This window comes from Sphingomonas sp. Leaf231 (assembly GCF_001421995.1).
Classification (GTDB): Bacteria; Pseudomonadota; Alphaproteobacteria; order Sphingomonadales; family Sphingomonadaceae; genus Sphingomonas.
The window spans coordinates 832,623-850,234 of sequence record NZ_LMLS01000001.1 but is presented as its reverse complement, the minus strand read 5'-3'; the positions used below and the strand labels follow the sequence as shown (position 1 = coordinate 850,234).

Here is a 17,612-nt window from a genome sequence, read left to right as displayed (position 1 = left end):
TCGCGCATTGGTCGGGAAACGGGAGCCCGATCCAACGCATGACTATCGAAGACGACGCCCTGCCGCCCGCCGACGTTCGCCGCTCGCTGCTCCACCGGCTCGACCTGCCGTTGTGGACGTTGGGGTTGCCGGCACTCGGCATCCTGACGGTGTTGTTCTCGCTCTATACGTATGGTGCGGCCGGTACGATCGGCGCGACGATAGTGCTGTTCGGTTGTGTGCTTGCGGCGGTCCACCACGCCGAGGTGGTCGCCCACCGTGTCGGGGAGCCGTTCGGGACCCTGGTGCTGGCGATCGCCGTCACCGTGATCGAAGTTTCGCTGATCGTCTCGCTGATGCTGTCCGACGCGGGCGACGCCTCGGCCCTGGCGCGCGATACGGTGTTCGCCGCCATCATGATTATCCTCAACGGGATCATCGGGCTGTGTCTGCTGATCGGCGGTGTCCGGCATGGCGAGCAACGCTTCACGCTGCGCGGCGTCAGCGCGGCGCTGTGCACGCTGGCCGCGCTGGCGGTGCTGACGCTGGTGTTGCCGAATTATACGCTGACGACCCCCGGCCCCTATTACGCGACGTCGCAACTGGTGCTGGTCGCGGTGGTCAGCCTGTTCCTCTACGGCATGTTCGTGATGGTGCAGACGTTGCGCCATCGCGAGTATTTCCTGCCGGAGGAGGATGGCGAGGATGGCCACGCCGCCATGCCGTCGCGGCTGACCACCGGCCTTGCACTCGGCACGTTGCTTGTCGCGCTGGTTGCGGTGGTGCTGCTCGCCAAGGCGCTGTCGCAAACCGTCGAGGAAGCGGTGCTCGGTGCCGGGTTGCCGCTTGCCGTGGTCGGCGTGGTCATCGCCGCACTGGTGCTCGCGCCCGAAAGTCTTGCCGCCTACCGGGCGGCGTCGCGCAACCGGATCCAGACCAGCCTCAACCTCGCACTCGGCTCCGCGCTGGCGACGATCGGGCTGACCATCCCCGCGGTCGCGATCGTCAGTCTGGTGCTCGACCTGCCGCTGGCGCTGGGGCTAAGCGCGATGAAGATCATCCTGCTCGCGTTGTCGCTGTTCATCGCGACGATCTCGCTCGGGACCGGGCGGACGACCGTGCTGCAGGGCGCGGTGCATCTGGTGATCTTCGCGGTCTACCTGTTCACGACGGTCGTGCCCTGACGCTGGCGCGCCGCCAGCGCCAGCCCGGCGGCGATCTGCACGATCGCATAGAGCCTCCGGCGACCGGGGCGTCCCACAAAGGGGCGCACCGTATGTTCGGCACCCAGCGCGCCGTCCTGCCACAAGGCGATATGGCGTTCCGGCTGGGTCAGCCCGAGCAATCCGTCCCCGATCATGAAGATCGCGGCCATCTCCGCGATCCGGGGGGTCATCGTGCCCTTCGTTGCTGTGTCTGCCATGCCTGATAGTCCTCCACCGCCACCGATCGGCGCAGGATGCGCGCCGCCGGATCGACCACGACGTGGGCAGCGGCCGGCACCGTGATCGTCGCGCCGTCGGCGGGCACCTCCACCCGTCGCACTTCATCGTCGATCCGCAGCTCGACCGGCATTGGAAAGGCGCGTCTGCCCTCCGTCGTCCAGCGCAGCCGCAACGTGCCGCCATCGCGTGTCATCGTCAGTTCGGGCAACGCACGATCGCGCAGATAGGTGTCGAAGAACCACGACAGATCCTGCCCGCTTTCCTCGCGGACGATCCCTTCGAACTCGCGGGTGGAGCCGTAGCGCGGGCTGAAGTTGCCGGGCTGCGGATCGCGCCGCCCATAGACCAGCCGCCGAACCGACGCGAAGAACCGCGCGTCGCCGATCAGCCAGCGCAGCGTGTGGAGCGTCCACGACCCCTTGTAATAGATGTCGGTGCCCGCGCCGCCCCTGGCGGGTTCGTAGACCTCTTCCTCGGTCAGCACCCGGTCGCGGACCAGCGGCGCGCGATTGACGATCTGGTTGCGCTGCGCCTCCATCATCACCGCATAGCGCGCCTCGCCCTCGCGCCACTGTCCGTATAACGGCTGCATGTAGCTGCCGAATCCCTCGTGAAGCCAATAATCGTCCCAATTGGCGGCGGTCAGCTGGTTGGCGAACCATTCGTGGCTGAATTCGTGATGGAACAGCCAATCGAATCCTTCCGGCGCCTTGGCATAATCGTTGCCGTAGGCGTTGATCGTCTGATGCTCCATGCCCTTGTGCGGAGTCTCGACCACGCCAAGTTTCTCGTCGGCGAACGGATAGGGTCCGATCACGCTTTCGAAGAAATCGAGCGTCGGCGCGAACTCGTCGAACAGCGTTCGCGCCTTCGCTCCCTCGCCCGGCAGGTGCCAGTAATGTAGCGGGATCGTGTTGCCGAAGCGGCTTTGGTAGCTACCCTCGATGACCTCGTACGGGCCGATGTTGATTGCGATGGCGTAGGTATTGGGCTGGCGCGCCCGCCAGTTCCACACCGTCCGCCCGTCCGGCAGCGTGTCGACGCCGATCAGCCGTCCGTTCGATGGCGCCTTCAGCCCCTTGGGCGCGGTGATATGGAGCGTGGCGACCTCCGGCTCGCCGCTGGGGAAATCGAGGCACGGCCACAACAGGTCGCAGCCATAGCCTTCGGTGGTGCTGGCGATCCACGGGCGTCCATCGGGAGTCCGCGACCACACCATTCCGTCGTCCCAAGGCGCATTCAGCGCGACGTGCGGCACGCCGTCATAGACGATCGTCAGCGTCGCACGCTTTCCGCTCGCCAGCGGACGCATCACCACGATCTTCCCGTCGAGCCGCGTGAACCGCGTCGCCCGTCCATTCAGCGCCAGCGTCCGCACGTTGTAGTTCGAATCGAGATCGAGCGTCAGCCGCGCCGCGTCGCGCTTCGCCTCCAGCACCAGTGTCGCCCGCGCCGTCATCCGCCGCGTGACGGGGTCGGGCGCAAACGACAGGTCGGCGGCGCGCATCGCCAGATCGTCCTGCCCGTCCGCCCGGACGCCGCCCGAGATCTGCGTTTGCGCGCTGATCGGCGGCTCGCCCTTGACCGGCAGCTGGGCAGCGATGACCGAGCCTGGGACGGAGAGCGCGAGCGTGAGATTGATGCCGCGCCTCAACGCACCATATAAACGACACTTACCGCCCCCATCGGGCGGCACCGGAGTTTCCATGACGTCCACTTTCCCCGTTCTGCCGCTTCGCGACATCGTCGTCTTCCCGCATATGATCGTGCCGTTGTTCGTCGGACGCGACAAGTCGGTCGCTGCGCTGGAAGCCGCGATGGCCGCCGACAAGGAGATTTTTCTCGTCGCGCAGCTGGACCCGGCCGAGGATGATCCCGCGCGCGACGATCTGTACACGATGGGCGTCACCGCCACCGTGCTCCAGCTGCTCAAGCTGCCGGACGGCACCGTGCGCGTGCTGGTCGAGGGCAAGGCGCGCGCCACGCTGGAAATGCTGGAGGAGGCCGGTGAGTATCTCACCGCGACGATCGCGCCGGTGGCCGATGCCGAGGTCGAGGGTCCGGAGGTAGCGGCGCTGATGCGCTCGGTCATCGATCAGTTCGAGAATTACGCGAAGCTCAATCGCAAGCTTCCGACCGAACTGGCGGCGCAGCTTGCCGAAATCGATGCCGCTGGCCGCCTGTCGGATACGGTCGCGGGCAATATCCAGGTGAAGGTCGCCGAAAAGCAGGCGTTGCTGATGGAGACCGATCCGCTCAAGCGGCTGGAAATGGGCTTCGCGCTGATGGAGGGCGAACTCGGCGTCCTGCAGGTCGAGAAGAAGATCAAGAGCCGGGTCAAGCGCCAGATGGAAAAGACCCAGCGCGAATATTACCTCAACGAACAGTTGAAGGCGATCCAGCGCGAACTGGGTAACGAGGGTGAAGAGGGCGAGGGCGACGAGGTTGCCGAGCTGGCGCAGAAGATCGCGACGCTCAAGCTGTCCAAGGAAGCCCGCACCAAGGCCACCTCGGAGCTGAAGAAGCTGAAGACCATGGCGCCGATGAGTGCCGAGGCGACGGTCGTGCGCAACTACCTCGATGTGCTGCTGGGCCTTCCCTGGGGCAAGAAGAGCAAGATCAAGAAGGATATTCCGGCCGCGGAGGCGATCCTGGACGAGGATCATTACGCGCTGGAAAAGGTGAAGGACCGTATCGTCGAGTATCTGGCGGTGCAGGCGCGCACCAACAAGCTGAAGGGGCCGATCCTGTGCCTCGTTGGCCCGCCTGGCGTCGGAAAGACCAGCCTGGGCAAGTCGATCGCGAAGGCGTGTGGACGCGAGTTCATTCGCCAGTCGTTGGGCGGCGTGCGTGACGAGGCCGAGATTCGCGGGCACCGCCGGACCTATATCGGCTCGCTGCCGGGCAAGGTCGTGACCAATCTGAAGAAGGCCGGCACCGCCAACCCGCTGTTCCTGCTCGACGAGATCGACAAGCTGGGTCAGGATTTCCGCGGTGACCCCGCCAGTGCGCTGCTGGAGGTGCTCGATCCCGAGCAGAACGCGAAGTTCAACGACCATTACCTGGAGATCGATATCGATCTGTCCGACGTGATGTTCGTGTGCACCGCCAACACGCTGAACCTGCCGCAGCCGCTGCTCGACCGGATGGAGATCATCCGGCTCGAGGGCTATACCGAGGACGAGAAGGTCGAGATCGCGGAGCGTCATTTGGTGGCCAAGCAGATCGAGGCGCACGGACTGAAGCCGGACGAGTTCACCCTGACCAACGAGGGTCTGCGCGCGCTGATCCAACGCTACACCCGCGAGGCCGGCGTGCGAACGCTGGAACGCGAGATCGCCAAGCTGTGCCGCAAGGCGTTGCGCCGCATTCTGGAAGGCAAGGCGACCAGCGTGACGATCACGCCGGATAATCTGTCCGAGTTCGCCGGCGTGCTGAAGTTCCGCCATGGTCTGTCGGAAACCGAAGACCAGATCGGCGCGGTGACCGGTCTGGCGTGGACCGAGGTCGGCGGCGAACTGCTGACGATCGAAAGCGTTACCGTGCCCGGCAAGGGGCAGGCCAAGGTCACCGGCAAGCTGGGCGATGTGATGAAGGAATCGGTGCAGGCCGCTTATTCGTTCGTGCAGGCGCGTGCGCCGTCGTTCGGGATCAAGCCCAGCCTGTTCCATCGCAAGGACATCCATATCCACCTGCCCGAAGGTGCGGTGCCCAAGGACGGGCCGTCGGCGGGCATCGGGCTGGTCACCGCGATCGTCTCGACACTTACCGGCGTGCCGGTGCGACGCGAGATCGCGATGACCGGAGAGGTGACGCTGCGCGGGCGGGTGCTGCCGATCGGCGGATTGAAGGAGAAGCTGCTCGCGGCACTGCGTGGCGGAATCGAGACAGTGCTGATCCCCAAGGAGAATGAGAAGGATCTGGCCGACATCCCGCAGAACATCCTCGACGGGCTGAAGATCGTGCCTGTCGCGCATGTCGACGAGGTGCTTCGCCTGGCATTGGTGCGTCCGCTGGAGGCGATCGACTGGACCGAGGCGGATGAGCTTGCCGCCTTGCCGCCCGCGCCGATCGCCCCGGTGGGGGGTGAACTCCACCACTGAAATGCCGTCGTAATTGAACCGGATGCCTCCGCCGTGTCGCTCCAGCGACACGGCGGTTTTGTTTGACTCCGGGGGGAGGTAGCCGCTTACTGGAGCGATGCGGGTTCCGATCCGCGAATCCATTCCTTCTACGTAACGATGCAGCAAACGGGATTTAGCGGATGAACAAGCAGGAACTGATCGCGCAGGTAGCGACAGCCGCGGGACTGGGAAAAAACGAGGCGAGCCGCGCGGTCGAGGCTGTGTTCGAGACGATTTCCGGGTGCCTGAAAAAGGGTGACGAGGTCCGTCTGGTCGGTTTCGGTACTTTCGCGGTCAGCAAGCGCAAGGCATCGACGGGGCGCAACCCGCGTACTGGCGAGCCGATGACGATCAAGGCGTCGAGCCAGCCGAAGTTCAAGGCGGGCAAGGTGCTGAAGGATTCGCTCAACTGACGCGAATTCCTACTGGACAGGGCAGGGGCGCTTGCGTAGATGCGCCGCTCCGCCAACGGATGGGCGCGTAGCTCAGCGGTAGAGCACACCCTTCACACGGGTGGGGTCACAGGTTCAATCCCTGTCGCGCCCACCATCCGGATCACGAAAAGCCCCGCCGATCATTTTGATCGGCGGGGCTTTTCGCATGTCTCCGCGCGGGACGATTGTAACGCAACGGCAACATCCCTGTCATCGCCGCGTCTCTGAACATCCATGCAGCTGTCATCCCCCGCCCGTAGCGGCGCTTGAGACGAAGCGAGCGGGCACCAGCGCCCGAATCGCTTTGGGGCTCAGGGGATCGAGCCCGACATCATCAAGGGAGTTAGTCATGGTCAGCTTCAGCCGCCGCAGCCAAATTCTGCTGGCATCCAGTGCCGCGTTCTTCCTGGCGTCGTGCGGGGCTGACGACGTCGCCTCGCCGGGCGCGGGCAGTGTTCCCGTCACGATCAATCAGCCGGCGCCCACGCCGACGCCGACCGGCCCGGTCGCACCGGCGGCGCTGACCGCCGCGCAATTCGCGCTGGCGACCACGCAGTCGGGTGTCACGATCACCGCCGACGAACAGCTCGCGTTGATCAATGCGGGGCAGAACAATAATGTGAACGGCTTCGGTACCACGCTGAACAGCGTCTATCCGGTCGGCGGTGCATCTTTGGCGACGGCCAGCAACCCCCAGACGGTGCTGGGCAACAGCGCGTTCCTGCAGAACACCAGCTTCGTCGGCGCGCTTAGCGGCCCGAACGACAACGCCTTCTCGGGCTGGACCTGCAATTCATCTAGCGCGAGCTTCCTGAACAGTTCGGCGTGCACCGCCGTGCCATCGATCGGTACCGGCGCCGCCGCCGCGTCATGCCCCACCGGCCTGATCGATGATGGCACGAACGAAATCCGCAACAGCAGCGGCGCGGTCACCACGGCCGCCACCTTCCGTTACTGTCGCCTGCCGCTGGTCATGACCTCGGACCTGACGCTCGCCAAGGTTCCGGGGACCGTCTATCGCCTGCGCGGCCAGACCGAGGTCGGTGTCGACGGCAGGAATGACGTGACGCTGACGATCCAGCCCGGCGTCGTGCTGGCGGCGGACTCGACCGAAACGTCCAACGACATGCTGCTCGTCAATCGTGGTAGCAAGCTGAACGCTGTCGGCACTGCCGAAGCGCCGATCATCTTCACGGCGCAGCAGAATCTGGTCAACAACGGGGTCTCCGACTCCTCGCAGGGGCTGTGGGGTGGCGTGATCCTGCTCGGCCGGGCACCGACCGCTGTCTGCGCGACCGGTACCGGGCCGAACACCGCCGACGGCACCTCCGCGGGCGCTGCCAACCCCTGCCAGCAGCAGATCGAGGGCGTGACCGGCCGTCTGTATGGCGGCACCAACCAGGCCGACAGCTCGGGCACGCTGCAATATGTCCAGATCCGCTACACCGGCATCGCGATCAGCGAGGGCAACGAGTTGCAGGGCCTGACCCTTGGCGGCACCGGTTCGGGCACGACGATCGATCACGTCCAGAGCCACAATTCTGCGGATGACGGCATCGAGATCTTCGGTGGCACCACCAACCTGAAGTACTTCGTGGTGACCGGCGCCGACGACGACGGCTTCGACGTCGATAACGGCTGGCGCGGGTTCATGCAGTTCATCATCGCCGCGCAGAAGGCCGGTGGTTCGACCGCCGATTCGTTCGCGACCGAGATCGACTCCAACGGTGGCGAGGATCTCCTGCCGCGCACCTACGGCCGCTACGCCAACTTCACCTTCATCCAGACGAACTCGGCTCCGGCCGCGATCCGCCTGCGTGGCGGTGCCGACTTCGCGTTCGTCAACGGTATCGTGAAGACCGCGGCGGGTGCTGCCTGCGTCAACGTCATAGCGAGCGCGGGGGCTGGGGCCCAGCGCACGACGATCCGTCCGGCGGATGCAGCGTTGCAGGACGTCGGGCCGCCGACCTTCAACTCGGTCTACTTCCAGTGCCAGGGCCGCTGAGGCGCGCTTAGCCCCTCGTGAAGCTCGGCGGAGCCCGGGGAGCGCCTGATCGCGCCACCCGGGTCCGCTTTTTTCCGAACAAGACTGGAAATTCGACCATGCGCCAGCGCACTCTCGCCTCGCTACTTCTATTGACGACCACGCTGGTCGCCCCCGCGGCGCTCGCGCAGGTCGCACCAGCTCCCCCGACGCCCGCGGGTCCGCCGCAGACCAGCACCACGTCGACCGGCACCGATGCCTCATCGCAGCAGGACCAGCAGGCGACTGCCGCTGCAGTGCCGGGTGACGCAGACGATCAGGCGGAGATTTCTGCGCCGGGCGTCGATGCCAGCGCGGGGGACGACATCGTGGTCGTCGGCCGCAACATCCCCAATGCGGTGCGGGCGACGGCGCAGGTCGTTAACGTCCTGTCGAGCGCCGACATTGCACGGACCGGCGAAGGCGATATCGCCGGCGCGCTAACCCGCGTCACTGGCCTGTCGGTCGTCGGCAACGGCTATGTCTTCGTGCGCGGCCTGGGCGACCGCTACTCCTCGGCGCTGCTCAACGGCTCGCCACTGCCCAGCCCTGAACCGCTGCGCCGCACGGTGCCGCTGGACATCTTCCCGACCACGGTCGTCGGCTCCGCGCTGGTGCAGAAAACCTATTCGGTGAACTATCCCGGCGAGTTCGGCGGCGGCGTCATCAATTTGACGACCAAGGCGATCCCGGACGAAAACTTCTTCTCGGTGGGCGCATCCGGCAGCATCGATACCGAGACGACCGGCAAGCTGGGCTATACCTATTTCGGCTCGACCACCGACTGGCTCGGCTATGACGGCGGCGAGCGCAACGTGCCGGACTTCATCAAGCAGGCACCGACCGGCAACGGCATCATCCCGGGCGCGCAGGTGCTTCAACTCTCAAACGCACGTACGACGCTGCTTCAGCGCAACGGCGACACGCCCGCCAATTATTCGGGCAGCATGGACCTGGGCGTCACCGGCGATCTCGGCTCGACCCGTGTCGGCCTGATCGGCAGCCTCGGCGTGTCGAACACCTGGCGCACCCGCGATGTGACGCAGCAGGACACGGTCAGCAACGACGGCACGTTGCGCAACGACTTCCGCACCGTCATCACCGACAATCGTGCGGTGGTGAACGGCCTGCTCGGGTTTGGCGCGGAGTTCGGCGAGAATCGCGTGCGGTGGACCAACGTCTACATCCACGACACGCTGAAACAGGGGCGCGCCTCTGCCGCGACCGTCTATAACAATTCCAGCGGCAATCCGCTGTTCCAGCAGAACACCAGCTGGTTCGAACGCAAGCTGATCGAAACGCAACTGGTCGGCGAGTTCAAGCCGGTGCAGGATCTCTCTATCGACGTGCGCGGGGCGTACGCCAATTCGCAGCGCAACTCGCCCTACGAGCGGCAGTTCATCTATCTCTGCAATACGTCGCTGAACGCAGACCTCGGCAATGCGCCGGTCAGCGATCGCGGCGTGACCTGTCCTGGCTTGTGGCAGGCGACCAACGCCTTCGACCGGTTTGCGACGGTGGTCTTTAGCGAATTGAACGAGAACCTGTATTCGGGGCAGGCGGACGTCGCCTATAAAATGCCGGGCGAGCGCCCGATGACCTTGTCGGCCGGCTATTACTTTTCGCAGAACGACCGCACCTCGACGCGTCTGCCGTTCACCTATCAAACGGTGGCTGGCGGCGCGATCCCGTTCCCGTGCAACCTTTTTCGCCCCGATTACCTGTTGTCGCCCGATGTGGTGAACGGTTGCCCGGTGCCGGGTTCGGGCGATCCATCCGACACCGCAGTGCAGATGCGCTTCGATGCGGGCCAGAACGGTTCCTACGCCTATGACGCGCTGCTGCGTGTTCATGCCGGCTACGCGCAGGTCGAGGCGGAAGCGACCGATGGCCTGCGGGCGATCATCGGCGTCCGCTACGAAACCGCGACGCAGCGCGTGACGCCGATCAACGCCACCAGCACGCGCCTGAAGAACGATTATCTGCTGCCGGCGGCGACGCTGACATGGAACTTCGCCCAGGATATGCAGCTGCGCCTCGCCGCGTCGAAGACGATCGCACGTCCGCAGTTCCGCGAGCTGGCACCGCAGGCGTTTCGCGACTTCGAATCGGATCGCCTGTTCTTCGGCAATCCGCGCCTGAAAGACTCCGAGCTCTACAATCTGGAGGCGCGCTACGAATGGTTCTTCGCGCGTGACCAGCGCATCACCATGGCCGGCTTCTACAAGCGGATCGACAATCCGATCGAGCAGGTCGGCTTCTTCCCGACCCCGGACGCGCGCTTGCAGACCGGGTTCACCAACCTGCCCAGCGCCAAGCTGTACGGCGTGGAGGTCGAGGCGCAGAAGTACGTGCCGCTCGACTTCATCGGTGAGGCGATGGCCGGCAAGCGCGCGGTGTTGATCGCGAACTATACCTGGACGCATTCGGCGATCACCGCCAACCGCACCTGCGTGCCCGGGGTGCTGGAGGGCACCACGCTGGGCGGGTGTCAGGCGAATTTTGCGCCGGCAGTCAGCTTGTTCCGCGATGGTGCGCCGCTGACCGGCCAGTCCGACCATCTCGTCAACCTTCAGGTCGGGTTCGAGGACAAGGACAACGGCACGCAGGCGACCTTGCTGTTCAACTATGCCAGCGAGCGCGTGACCAACCGCGGCCCGGCGCTGCTCGGCGGTGCAGGCTTCCAGCCGGACATCATCGAGAAGCCTGGTATCCGTGTCGATTTCGTGGCGCGGCAGACCGTCGATTTCGTCGGCAAGAAGGTCGAGATCAAGGCGGAGATGCGGAACCTGACCGGCACACGCTATCAGGAGTTCCAGACCTTCGAGGGTGGCAATCGCGTCGACGTCAACAATTATCGCCTCGGGCGGATGTTCACGCTGGGCGCGAACGTCAGCTTCTGACCGGGTCGGCCGGCGTCCCTTTCAGGGGTGCCGGCTCACCAGCGCCATGGGCGCTCCCGGTACCATTTTGTGACGATATACTTCGCTCCGGCGCGCACCTTCATGCCGTGGTGAATCGTCGCCGGGTTCAGCGTTCCGTCCGCACGGCAGTTGTTCCAGCAGACCAGTTTGCCGGCTTCCGGCTGGATCGTCTTGTCGACCGCCTTGAAGCGCGTCGCGCCGCCCGCCTCGGGCTCGTTGAGGTAGATCATCGCCGTCCACGTGCGGTTGCCCGCCACCCCGCAATAGCGGGTGAAGTCCGCGCCGTTCGGCTCGAAATAGTCGGTATGCGCCTTGAACTCCTGCCCGACGGCGTAGCGCTGGCCCTGCATCGGTTCGCCGTGCATCGGGTCCAGCCCGGTCGCGGCCGCCAGCGCTGCGTCGACCGCTGCGACATCGGGGTCGGTGGCGGGCAGATCGCATGTCTCGCTGGTGCGAAAGGCGGTGTCGCCGTTGGCGTCGGCGATCGTCGACGGTCGCCGTCCCAGGTCGATCAGGTCGATCAACCGTGCGCAGGTGGCGGCATCCAGGAAGTCGCGTCGGACGAACAGCGTCAGCTTGGCATTGGGCAACCGCTGAATACCGGGAAGCATGGCGATACGCGCGGCGATCGGATCGGTGGCCATGTTCACGCTTCTGCCACAGGCGCGAAGGAGCATCCAAGCAGAGATATTTTGCACAAAGGCGCAATACGGTCGTAATGTGCTAAGCCTAGCGGCCGTTCGCGGGGGAGTTGGCCAGGCCGATGCGATTGAAGTTCGATGCCCGCGCTCGGGCGATCCTGCGGCGGTTGCCCGTGGTGAATATCTACTCGGCCGCCGAATTGGCGTTGATCGCGTTGCTGGCGGTTCAATGCGCCCGGCTGGCGTGGGTGGCGCTCACGCCGGTATCGCCGCTCGGCGCCTGGGTGCCCGCGTCACCGACCGTGCCGGCCGACGCGGCCGGCGTATTGATCGGCTTCGATCCGTTCTACCGCGTCAGTGGTGCCGCGCAGGCGCAGGGGCCGGCGACCGTCACTTCGCTTCAACTGACGCTGTTCGGCACGCGAATGGACAACACGCAGGCGCGTGGTGCTGCCATCATCGCGGGGCCGGACGGCGTGCAGAAAAGCGTGGCGGTCGGCGAGGAGGTCGTTCCCGGCGTAGTCCTGAAGTCGGTGGCGTTCGATCATGTCACGCTTGATCGCGGCGGGCGGAGTGAAGATCTGTTCCTCGACCAGTCCGGGGCAGCGGGCACCGCGGCGGCAGACGCTTCATCGGCCGGGATTTCGGCACCGCTCGCGCCGCTCATGCCGGGCACGCCACCGCCACCGCCACCTGCTCCGCCAAGCACGATCGCACCTGCGTCGGGTGGCGGCACGGTGTCGCCGCAGCAGCTCCGTTCGGAGATCAGCGCGATCCCGCGCATCGAGAGCGGCAAGATCAACGGCGTCACCGTGCGCGGGCGGGGCGGGGCGGCGTTCCGCGCCGCCGGGCTGCGCGACGGCGACGTCATCACCTCGGTAGCGGGACGTGACATTTCCGGTCCGGCCGACCTCGACATGCTCACGCGCGCCCGCGCGGCGGGCGGCACCCTTTCCCTCACGGTGGAGCGCGGCGGGCAGCCGTTGCCGCTCACCATTCCGGTAGCACGATGAACCGCACGGCCTCCCTCCTTTCTCCCCTCGTCCTGATCGCTGTCGTGCAGCCGGCGCTGGCGCAAACGACGCTCAACGTTCGCGACGCCGATATCCGCGCGTTTATCGCCGATGCGGCAAAGGTGACCGGGCGCACCTTCATCATCGACAATCGCGTTCAGGGAAAGGTGACCGTCGTCACCGATCGCCCGCTGTCGCGCACCGAATATCTCGAGGTGTTTCTCTCGACGTTGCGCGCGAACGCGTTGATCGCGGTGCCGACCGCCAACGGGGCTTTCCGTGTCCAGCCGATCGACAATGCCGCCAGTCAGCCGGGACGGATCGGGCTGGCCGGATCACAGCGCAACCAGTTGGTGACCGAGATCATCCGGCTGCGCTCAGTGGACGCTGCGCAGGCGGTCGATACGGTGCGTCCGCTGGTCAGCGCGCAGGGGTCGGTCACTGCGAACCGTGGCGGCAACAGCCTGGTAGTGGTCGATTTCGCCGACAATGTGCGCCGCGTGCGCGAGGTGGTTCGGCGGATCGATGCCGATACCTCGGCGACACGCATCATCGCGCTGAAGAACGCACGCGCTGCCGAGGTCGCCACCGCGCTGACCGGGCTGTTGGGTGGGGGGGCGCAGGGCGGTGCCGCCGCGGCGACCGGGGGCGCTTCTGCGGTGGCGATCGAGAGCAGCAACGCCGTGGCGTTACGCGGCGATCCGCAGACGGTGGCGCGACTGGCGTCACTGGCGCGCGAACTCGATCAGAGCGCGCGCAATGCCACCGAGATCCGGGTAGTGTTCCTGGAGAACGCCGACGCGAACCAATTGCTGCCGGTGCTCCAGCAACTTGTCGGGCAAGCGCCCGATGCGGTTCAGGAACAGGGGCTGAGCCGCACCGGGTTGAGCACCAGCAGCACCGGCTCGACGGGCGTCGGCGCGACGCCGCAGCCGGCCACCCGCAGCCAGCCGCAACAGAACATCGCGCAGCAATCCGGTGGGCAGCCGCAACAGGCGGCGATCCGCGGCGAGGGCGCGCGTACCGCGGCGGTCGTCACGCGCTATGCCGGTGCGAATGCGATCGTGATCGCCGCGCCCGCCGATGTGCAGCGCCAGCTCTCCGACGTCATCCAGAAGCTGGATCAACGTCGTCAGCAGGTGTTGGTGGAGGCGATCGTCGCGGAGGTTTCCGACAACACCGTGAACCGGCTGGGTGCGCAATTCCTGCTCGGCAATGTCGACGGCGGCGCCTTCGCGGCGTCGACGTTCAGCAATTCGGCGCCGAACATCCTCCAGATCGCGGGTGCGGTCGGCGCGCAGCGGCTCGGCAGCACGCAGACCACCGTCGTCGCGCCTGACGGCACGCGCACCATCACCAACGTCAACAACAGCGCGTCGAACCAGCTGACGCAATCCGCGATCAGCTCGATCATCGGGTCGCAGGGCGGCTTCGGCGGCTTCGGCGGGCAGATCGGCAGCACGATCTTCGGCGCGATCATCAATGCGGTGAAAAGCGATACGCAGTCGAACCTGTTGCAGGTGCCGCAGATCATGACGCTGGATAATCAGGAAGCGCACACCCTGGTCGGGCAGGAAATCCCGATCACCACCGGCGAGGCGCTGTCGAACAATTTCGACAACGCCTTCCGAACGACGCAGCGCCAGAACGTCGGCATCGGGCTGGACGTGCGCCCGCAGGTCAATTCATCGGGCACGATCAAGATGAACCTGCACCTGGAGGTCAGCTCGATCGCCGGGCCGGTCAGCAGCAACAACTCCGACCTGATCCTGAACAAGCGTGAGGTCGAGACGGTGTTGACCGTCGACGACGGCGCGATCGGCGTGATCGGCGGGCTGTTGTCCGACGAGGAGCGGCGTACGATCGAGAAGATCCCGTTCCTCGGCGACATCCCGGTGCTCGGCAATCTCTTCAAGAGCAGGGCGAAGACGCGCTCCAAGTCCAATCTGATGATCTTCATCCGCCCGACCGTGATCCGGTCGGCCGAGGAAAATCGCCGCGTGACCGAGCGGCGTTACGGCTACCTCCGATTGCAGCAGGGGTTGCAGGATCCGGCCGCCGAACCGTCGATCGACGAACTGGTGCGCGACTATATGGGTGCCGCACCGCCGCTGCCCCCGGCCGGGCAGCCCGGCAGCATCGAGGATCCCCGCATTGCGGTGCCCGTCTACCGTAACTCCACCACCGTCATCACCGGGAGCAAGAAGCGGCAATGATCGTACGAACCGGCGCGGAGATCGATGCCGTCGCGGCGCCGCTCCCGCCCGCAGCGGACGGCGCGATGGTGCTGACGGGTGCGGTGCCGGTCATCGCGCCCGTCGCGCTGCCCTATGGCTTCGCACGCAAGTTCGGCGTCGTGCTTGATGGCGATGCCGTGGCGTTGCGCGACGGCAGCGATCCGCGCGCGTTGATCGAGGTTCGACGCGTGCTGGGCCGGGCGTTCGATGTGACGGTGGTCGCGCCCGCGGTGTTCGACCGACTGTTGGGCGAGAATTACGCGATGGACGGGCAGGCGACCGCGGCCGCGGCGGTCGGGATGGGCGACGAGCTCGATCTGCTGGCCGAGGGGCTGCCGACCGCCGAGGACCTGCTCGACACCGCGGACGATGCGCCGGCGATCCGGCTCATCAACGGCATCATCGCCGACGCCGCGCGCAATGGCGTGTCGGATATCCATATCGAACCGTACGAAACCGGCCTGGTCGTGCGGATGCGGATCGACGGCGTCTTGCGCGAAACGCTCAGGATGCCGCCGCACGTCGCGCCGGTCGTCGTCAGCCGCATCAAGGTGATGGCGCGGCTCGACATCGCGGAGCGACGCGTTCCGCAGGATGGGCGTATGGGGCTGACGCTGGGTGGAAAATTGCTGGACGTGCGCGTCTCGACGCTGCCCAGCCGCGCGGGCGAACGCGTGGTGCTGCGTATCCTGGACAAGGAGAACGCCGGCATGGATCTCGACGGGCTCGGCATGAGCGCGCCGATGTACGCGCTGCTGCGCGATGCGATCGACGAACCGAACGGCATCGTGCTGGTGACGGGGCCGACCGGCAGCGGCAAGACGACCACGCTCTACGCCGCGCTGCGCCTGCTGAACGACGGCAGCCGCAACATCCTGACCGTCGAGGATCCGGTGGAATATGCGGTCGAGGGTGTCGGGCAGACGCAGGTGAACGCCAAGGTCGGGCTGACGTTCGCGGCGGGGCTGCGCGCGATCCTGCGGCAGGATCCGGACACGGTGATGATCGGCGAAATTCGCGACCGTGAAACCGCGGACATCGCGGTGCAGGCGTCGCTTACCGGGCATCTCGTGCTGTCGACGGTCCACACCAACGACGCGGTCGGCGCGATCACGCGGATGCGCGACATGAAGGTCGAGCCGTTCCTGCTCGCCTCGACGCTGCGCGCGGTGATCGCGCAGCGGCTGGTGCGGCGATTGTGCACCCAATGCCGTCGCCCGGTACGCGCCGCCGACACGGTCGCACCGCTGCTGGGCATCGACCCGGCGTCGACCGTGTACGAGGCGGTCGGATGCGAACACTGTAACCGCACCGGGTTCCGCGGCCGGATCGGCGTGTACGAGGGGGTGCGCGTCGACGCGGTCATCCGCCGGCTCATCAACGACGGCGGCGACGAGGATGCGATCACCCGCCACGCTTTCGCTGGCAGCGACACGCTGGCAAGCGCCGCGCGCCGGCTGGTCGAGGACGGGCGCACGACCGCCGAAGAGGCGGTGCGCGTCTCGCGTAGCGAAAATGCCGACGCCGCCGGGGTGGCGAGCGCCGAGGCGCACTGATGGCCGACTTCGACTATCTCGCGATCGACACGCGCGGGAACGAGACGCGCGGGCACGTCAGCGCGGCCGACATGGACGCGGCGCGCAAGGTACTCGACCGCAGGCGTTTGTACGTCGTGCGCATCGAACCGGGCGGTACGCCGCAGGCGCGGAGCCGGCCGCTGTTCGGGCTGGAACTGGGCCGGGCCAAGATGTCGGGCAAGCAGCTGACGCTTTTCACGCGGCAGCTGGCGACGCTTAACCGCGTGTCGCCATTGGAAGAATCGCTGCGCACCATCACGCGGCAGACCGAGCAGGACAGCGTGCGCGCGATCGTGCAGACCGTGCACGCCGCGGTGGTCGAAGGACGGCGGCTGGCGGATGCGATGGCGCGCGAGCCCAAGAGTTTTCCGCCGCTCTACCGCGCGATGGTGGCGGCGGGGGAGAGTTCGGGATCCTTGCCGGAAATCATGGAGCGGCTGTCCACATTGCTTGAACGGCAGGCGGAAATTCGTGGCAAGTTGCTGACCGCAATGGCCTATCCATCCGTACTCGCCGCGGTGGCGATGGGTGTCGTGCTGGCGCTGATGACCTTCGTGGTGCCGCAGGTGGTGGAGCAGTTCGACACGGTGGGGCAGGAATTGCCGTTGCTCACGCGAATGGTGATCGGCTTGTCCGACATACTGGTCGGCTGGTGGTGGCTGATGTTGCTGTCGCTGATCGCGCTGGGTGTGGGGGCATGGGCAATGCTCAGACAACCACCTTTCCGGCTGGCGTTCGACACGTGGTTGCTGCGGGTGCCGCTACTCGGGCGGTTGCTGCGCGACCTGCACGCGGCGCGGATGGCGCGCACGCTATCGACGATGGTGGCGAGCAGGCTGCCGTTGCTGGAGGGGCTGAACCTGACTGCTGGAACGATCCACAATCGCCGGTTGAAGGTGGCGTCCGACGAAATCACCGAATCGATCCGTGGCGGCGGCAGCCTGTCGGCGGCGATGCGTCGCGCAGGCGTGTTCCCGCCGTTGCTGGTCTATCTGGCGGCGAGCGGCGAGGCGGCGGGCCGGCTGGACGAAATGCTGGAGCGCGCCGCCGACTACCTGGAGCGGGAATTCGACCGCTTCACCGCTACGGCCATGTCGCTGCTGGAGCCGCTCATCATCGTCATCATGGGCGCGATCGTCGCGACGATCGTGCTATCGATCCTGCTCCCCATCCTTCAGCTGAACACGCTGGCCGGACAATGAGAATGGCTATGTC

Annotated in this window: 12 protein-coding genes and 1 tRNA gene; 10 read left to right on the top strand and 3 right to left on the bottom strand. The window is 66.1% G+C overall.

Going from position 1 to position 17,612, the window contains the following annotated elements; all coding sequences use genetic code 11:
- Nucleotides 1-38: 38 nt before the first annotated feature.
- Nucleotides 39-1,163: a calcium:proton antiporter gene (locus ASE95_RS04055; RefSeq protein ID WP_056631741.1), complete on the top strand. Its 1,125-nt coding sequence runs from the start codon at nucleotides 39-41 to the stop codon at nucleotides 1,161-1,163.
- Here ASE95_RS04055 and ASE95_RS04050 read toward each other — a convergent pair.
- Nucleotides 1,136-1,375 (bottom strand): hypothetical protein, encoded by a 240-nt coding sequence (locus ASE95_RS04050; protein ID WP_235528171.1) that lies wholly within the window; start codon nucleotides 1,373-1,375, stop codon nucleotides 1,136-1,138. The genes ASE95_RS04055 and ASE95_RS04050 overlap by 28 nt on opposite strands.
- The gene (locus ASE95_RS04045) at nucleotides 1,372-2,931 is read right to left on the bottom strand and encodes a M1 family metallopeptidase (RefSeq protein WP_443025430.1); all 1,560 of its coding nucleotides are present in this window, start codon (nucleotides 2,929-2,931) and stop codon (nucleotides 1,372-1,374) included. Before ASE95_RS04045 ends, ASE95_RS04050 begins: the two co-directional genes overlap by 4 nt.
- Before the next feature lie 199 nt (nucleotides 2,932-3,130).
- On the opposite strand from ASE95_RS04045, the gene lon reads away from it, so the two are divergent.
- From lon to ASE95_RS04020, 5 genes are all read left to right on the top strand, one after another.
- The gene (gene lon, locus ASE95_RS04040; protein ID WP_056631735.1) at nucleotides 3,131-5,527 is read left to right on the top strand and encodes an endopeptidase La; all 2,397 of its coding nucleotides are present in this window, start codon (nucleotides 3,131-3,133) and stop codon (nucleotides 5,525-5,527) included.
- A gap of 161 nt (nucleotides 5,528-5,688) precedes the next feature.
- The gene (locus ASE95_RS04035; protein WP_056631733.1) at nucleotides 5,689-5,961 is read left to right on the top strand and encodes an HU family DNA-binding protein; all 273 of its coding nucleotides are present in this window, start codon (nucleotides 5,689-5,691) and stop codon (nucleotides 5,959-5,961) included.
- A 61-nt stretch (nucleotides 5,962-6,022) separates the two neighbouring features.
- Nucleotides 6,023-6,097: transfer RNA gene (locus tag ASE95_RS04030), tRNA-Val, on the top strand.
- Between the two features lie 234 nt (nucleotides 6,098-6,331).
- On the top strand, nucleotides 6,332-7,987 hold the full coding sequence (locus ASE95_RS04025) for a hypothetical protein (RefSeq protein WP_056631730.1): 1,656 nt from the start codon (nucleotides 6,332-6,334) through the stop codon (nucleotides 7,985-7,987).
- 98 nt (nucleotides 7,988-8,085) lie between these two features.
- Nucleotides 8,086-10,908: a TonB-dependent receptor domain-containing protein gene (locus ASE95_RS04020; RefSeq protein WP_056631727.1), complete on the top strand. Its 2,823-nt coding sequence runs from the start codon at nucleotides 8,086-8,088 to the stop codon at nucleotides 10,906-10,908.
- Between the two features lie 35 nt (nucleotides 10,909-10,943).
- Here the strand turns inward: ASE95_RS04020 and ASE95_RS04015 are convergent, their stop codons facing one another.
- On the bottom strand, nucleotides 10,944-11,573 hold the full coding sequence (locus ASE95_RS04015; protein WP_056631724.1) for a prolyl hydroxylase family protein: 630 nt from the start codon (nucleotides 11,571-11,573) through the stop codon (nucleotides 10,944-10,946).
- A 119-nt stretch (nucleotides 11,574-11,692) separates the two neighbouring features.
- On the opposite strand from ASE95_RS04015, the gene ASE95_RS04010 reads away from it, so the two are divergent.
- The 4 genes from ASE95_RS04010 (at nucleotide 11,693) to gspF (ending at nucleotide 17,599) form a co-directional block, all read left to right on the top strand.
- Nucleotides 11,693-12,583: a type II secretion system protein N gene (locus tag ASE95_RS04010; protein WP_056631721.1), complete on the top strand. Its 891-nt coding sequence runs from the start codon at nucleotides 11,693-11,695 to the stop codon at nucleotides 12,581-12,583.
- On the top strand, nucleotides 12,580-14,799 hold the full coding sequence (gene gspD / locus ASE95_RS04005; RefSeq protein ID WP_056631718.1) for a type II secretion system secretin GspD: 2,220 nt from the start codon (nucleotides 12,580-12,582) through the stop codon (nucleotides 14,797-14,799). Before ASE95_RS04010 ends, gspD begins: the two co-directional genes overlap by 4 nt.
- Nucleotides 14,800-14,864: 65 nt before the next feature.
- Nucleotides 14,865-16,376 (top strand): GspE/PulE family protein, encoded by a 1,512-nt coding sequence (locus ASE95_RS04000; RefSeq protein WP_235528210.1) that lies wholly within the window; start codon nucleotides 14,865-14,867, stop codon nucleotides 16,374-16,376.
- A complete protein-coding gene (gene gspF, locus ASE95_RS03995; protein ID WP_056631708.1) occupies nucleotides 16,376-17,599 on the top strand; it encodes a type II secretion system inner membrane protein GspF in 1,224 nt (407 codons plus the stop codon). The genes ASE95_RS04000 and gspF overlap by 1 nt, the downstream gene beginning before the upstream one ends.
- Nucleotides 17,600-17,612: the final 13 nt, after the last annotated feature.

Coding starts and splice junctions, on each gene's coding strand:
- gspF (WP_056631708.1), top strand. CDS start 16,376: ATGGCCGACTTCGACTATCTCGCGATCGACACGCGCGGGAACGAGACG.
- ASE95_RS04045 (WP_443025430.1), bottom strand. CDS start 2,931: ATGCGCGCCGCCGACCTGTCGTTTGCGCCCGACCCCGTCACGCGGCGG.
- ASE95_RS04015 (WP_056631724.1), bottom strand. CDS start 11,573: ATGGCCACCGATCCGATCGCCGCGCGTATCGCCATGCTTCCCGGTATT.
- ASE95_RS04020 (WP_056631727.1), top strand. CDS start 8,086: ATGCGCCAGCGCACTCTCGCCTCGCTACTTCTATTGACGACCACGCTG.
- ASE95_RS04050 (WP_235528171.1), bottom strand. CDS start 1,375: ATGACCCCCCGGATCGCGGAGATGGCCGCGATCTTCATGATCGGGGAC.
- ASE95_RS04055 (WP_056631741.1), top strand. CDS start 39: ATGACTATCGAAGACGACGCCCTGCCGCCCGCCGACGTTCGCCGCTCG.
- ASE95_RS04025 (WP_056631730.1), top strand. CDS start 6,332: ATGGTCAGCTTCAGCCGCCGCAGCCAAATTCTGCTGGCATCCAGTGCC.
- ASE95_RS04010 (WP_056631721.1), top strand. CDS start 11,693: ATGCGATTGAAGTTCGATGCCCGCGCTCGGGCGATCCTGCGGCGGTTG.
- lon (WP_056631735.1), top strand. CDS start 3,131: ATGACGTCCACTTTCCCCGTTCTGCCGCTTCGCGACATCGTCGTCTTC.
- ASE95_RS04000 (WP_235528210.1), top strand. CDS start 14,865: ATGGTGCTGACGGGTGCGGTGCCGGTCATCGCGCCCGTCGCGCTGCCC.
- gspD (WP_056631718.1), top strand. CDS start 12,580: ATGAACCGCACGGCCTCCCTCCTTTCTCCCCTCGTCCTGATCGCTGTC.
- ASE95_RS04035 (WP_056631733.1), top strand. CDS start 5,689: ATGAACAAGCAGGAACTGATCGCGCAGGTAGCGACAGCCGCGGGACTG.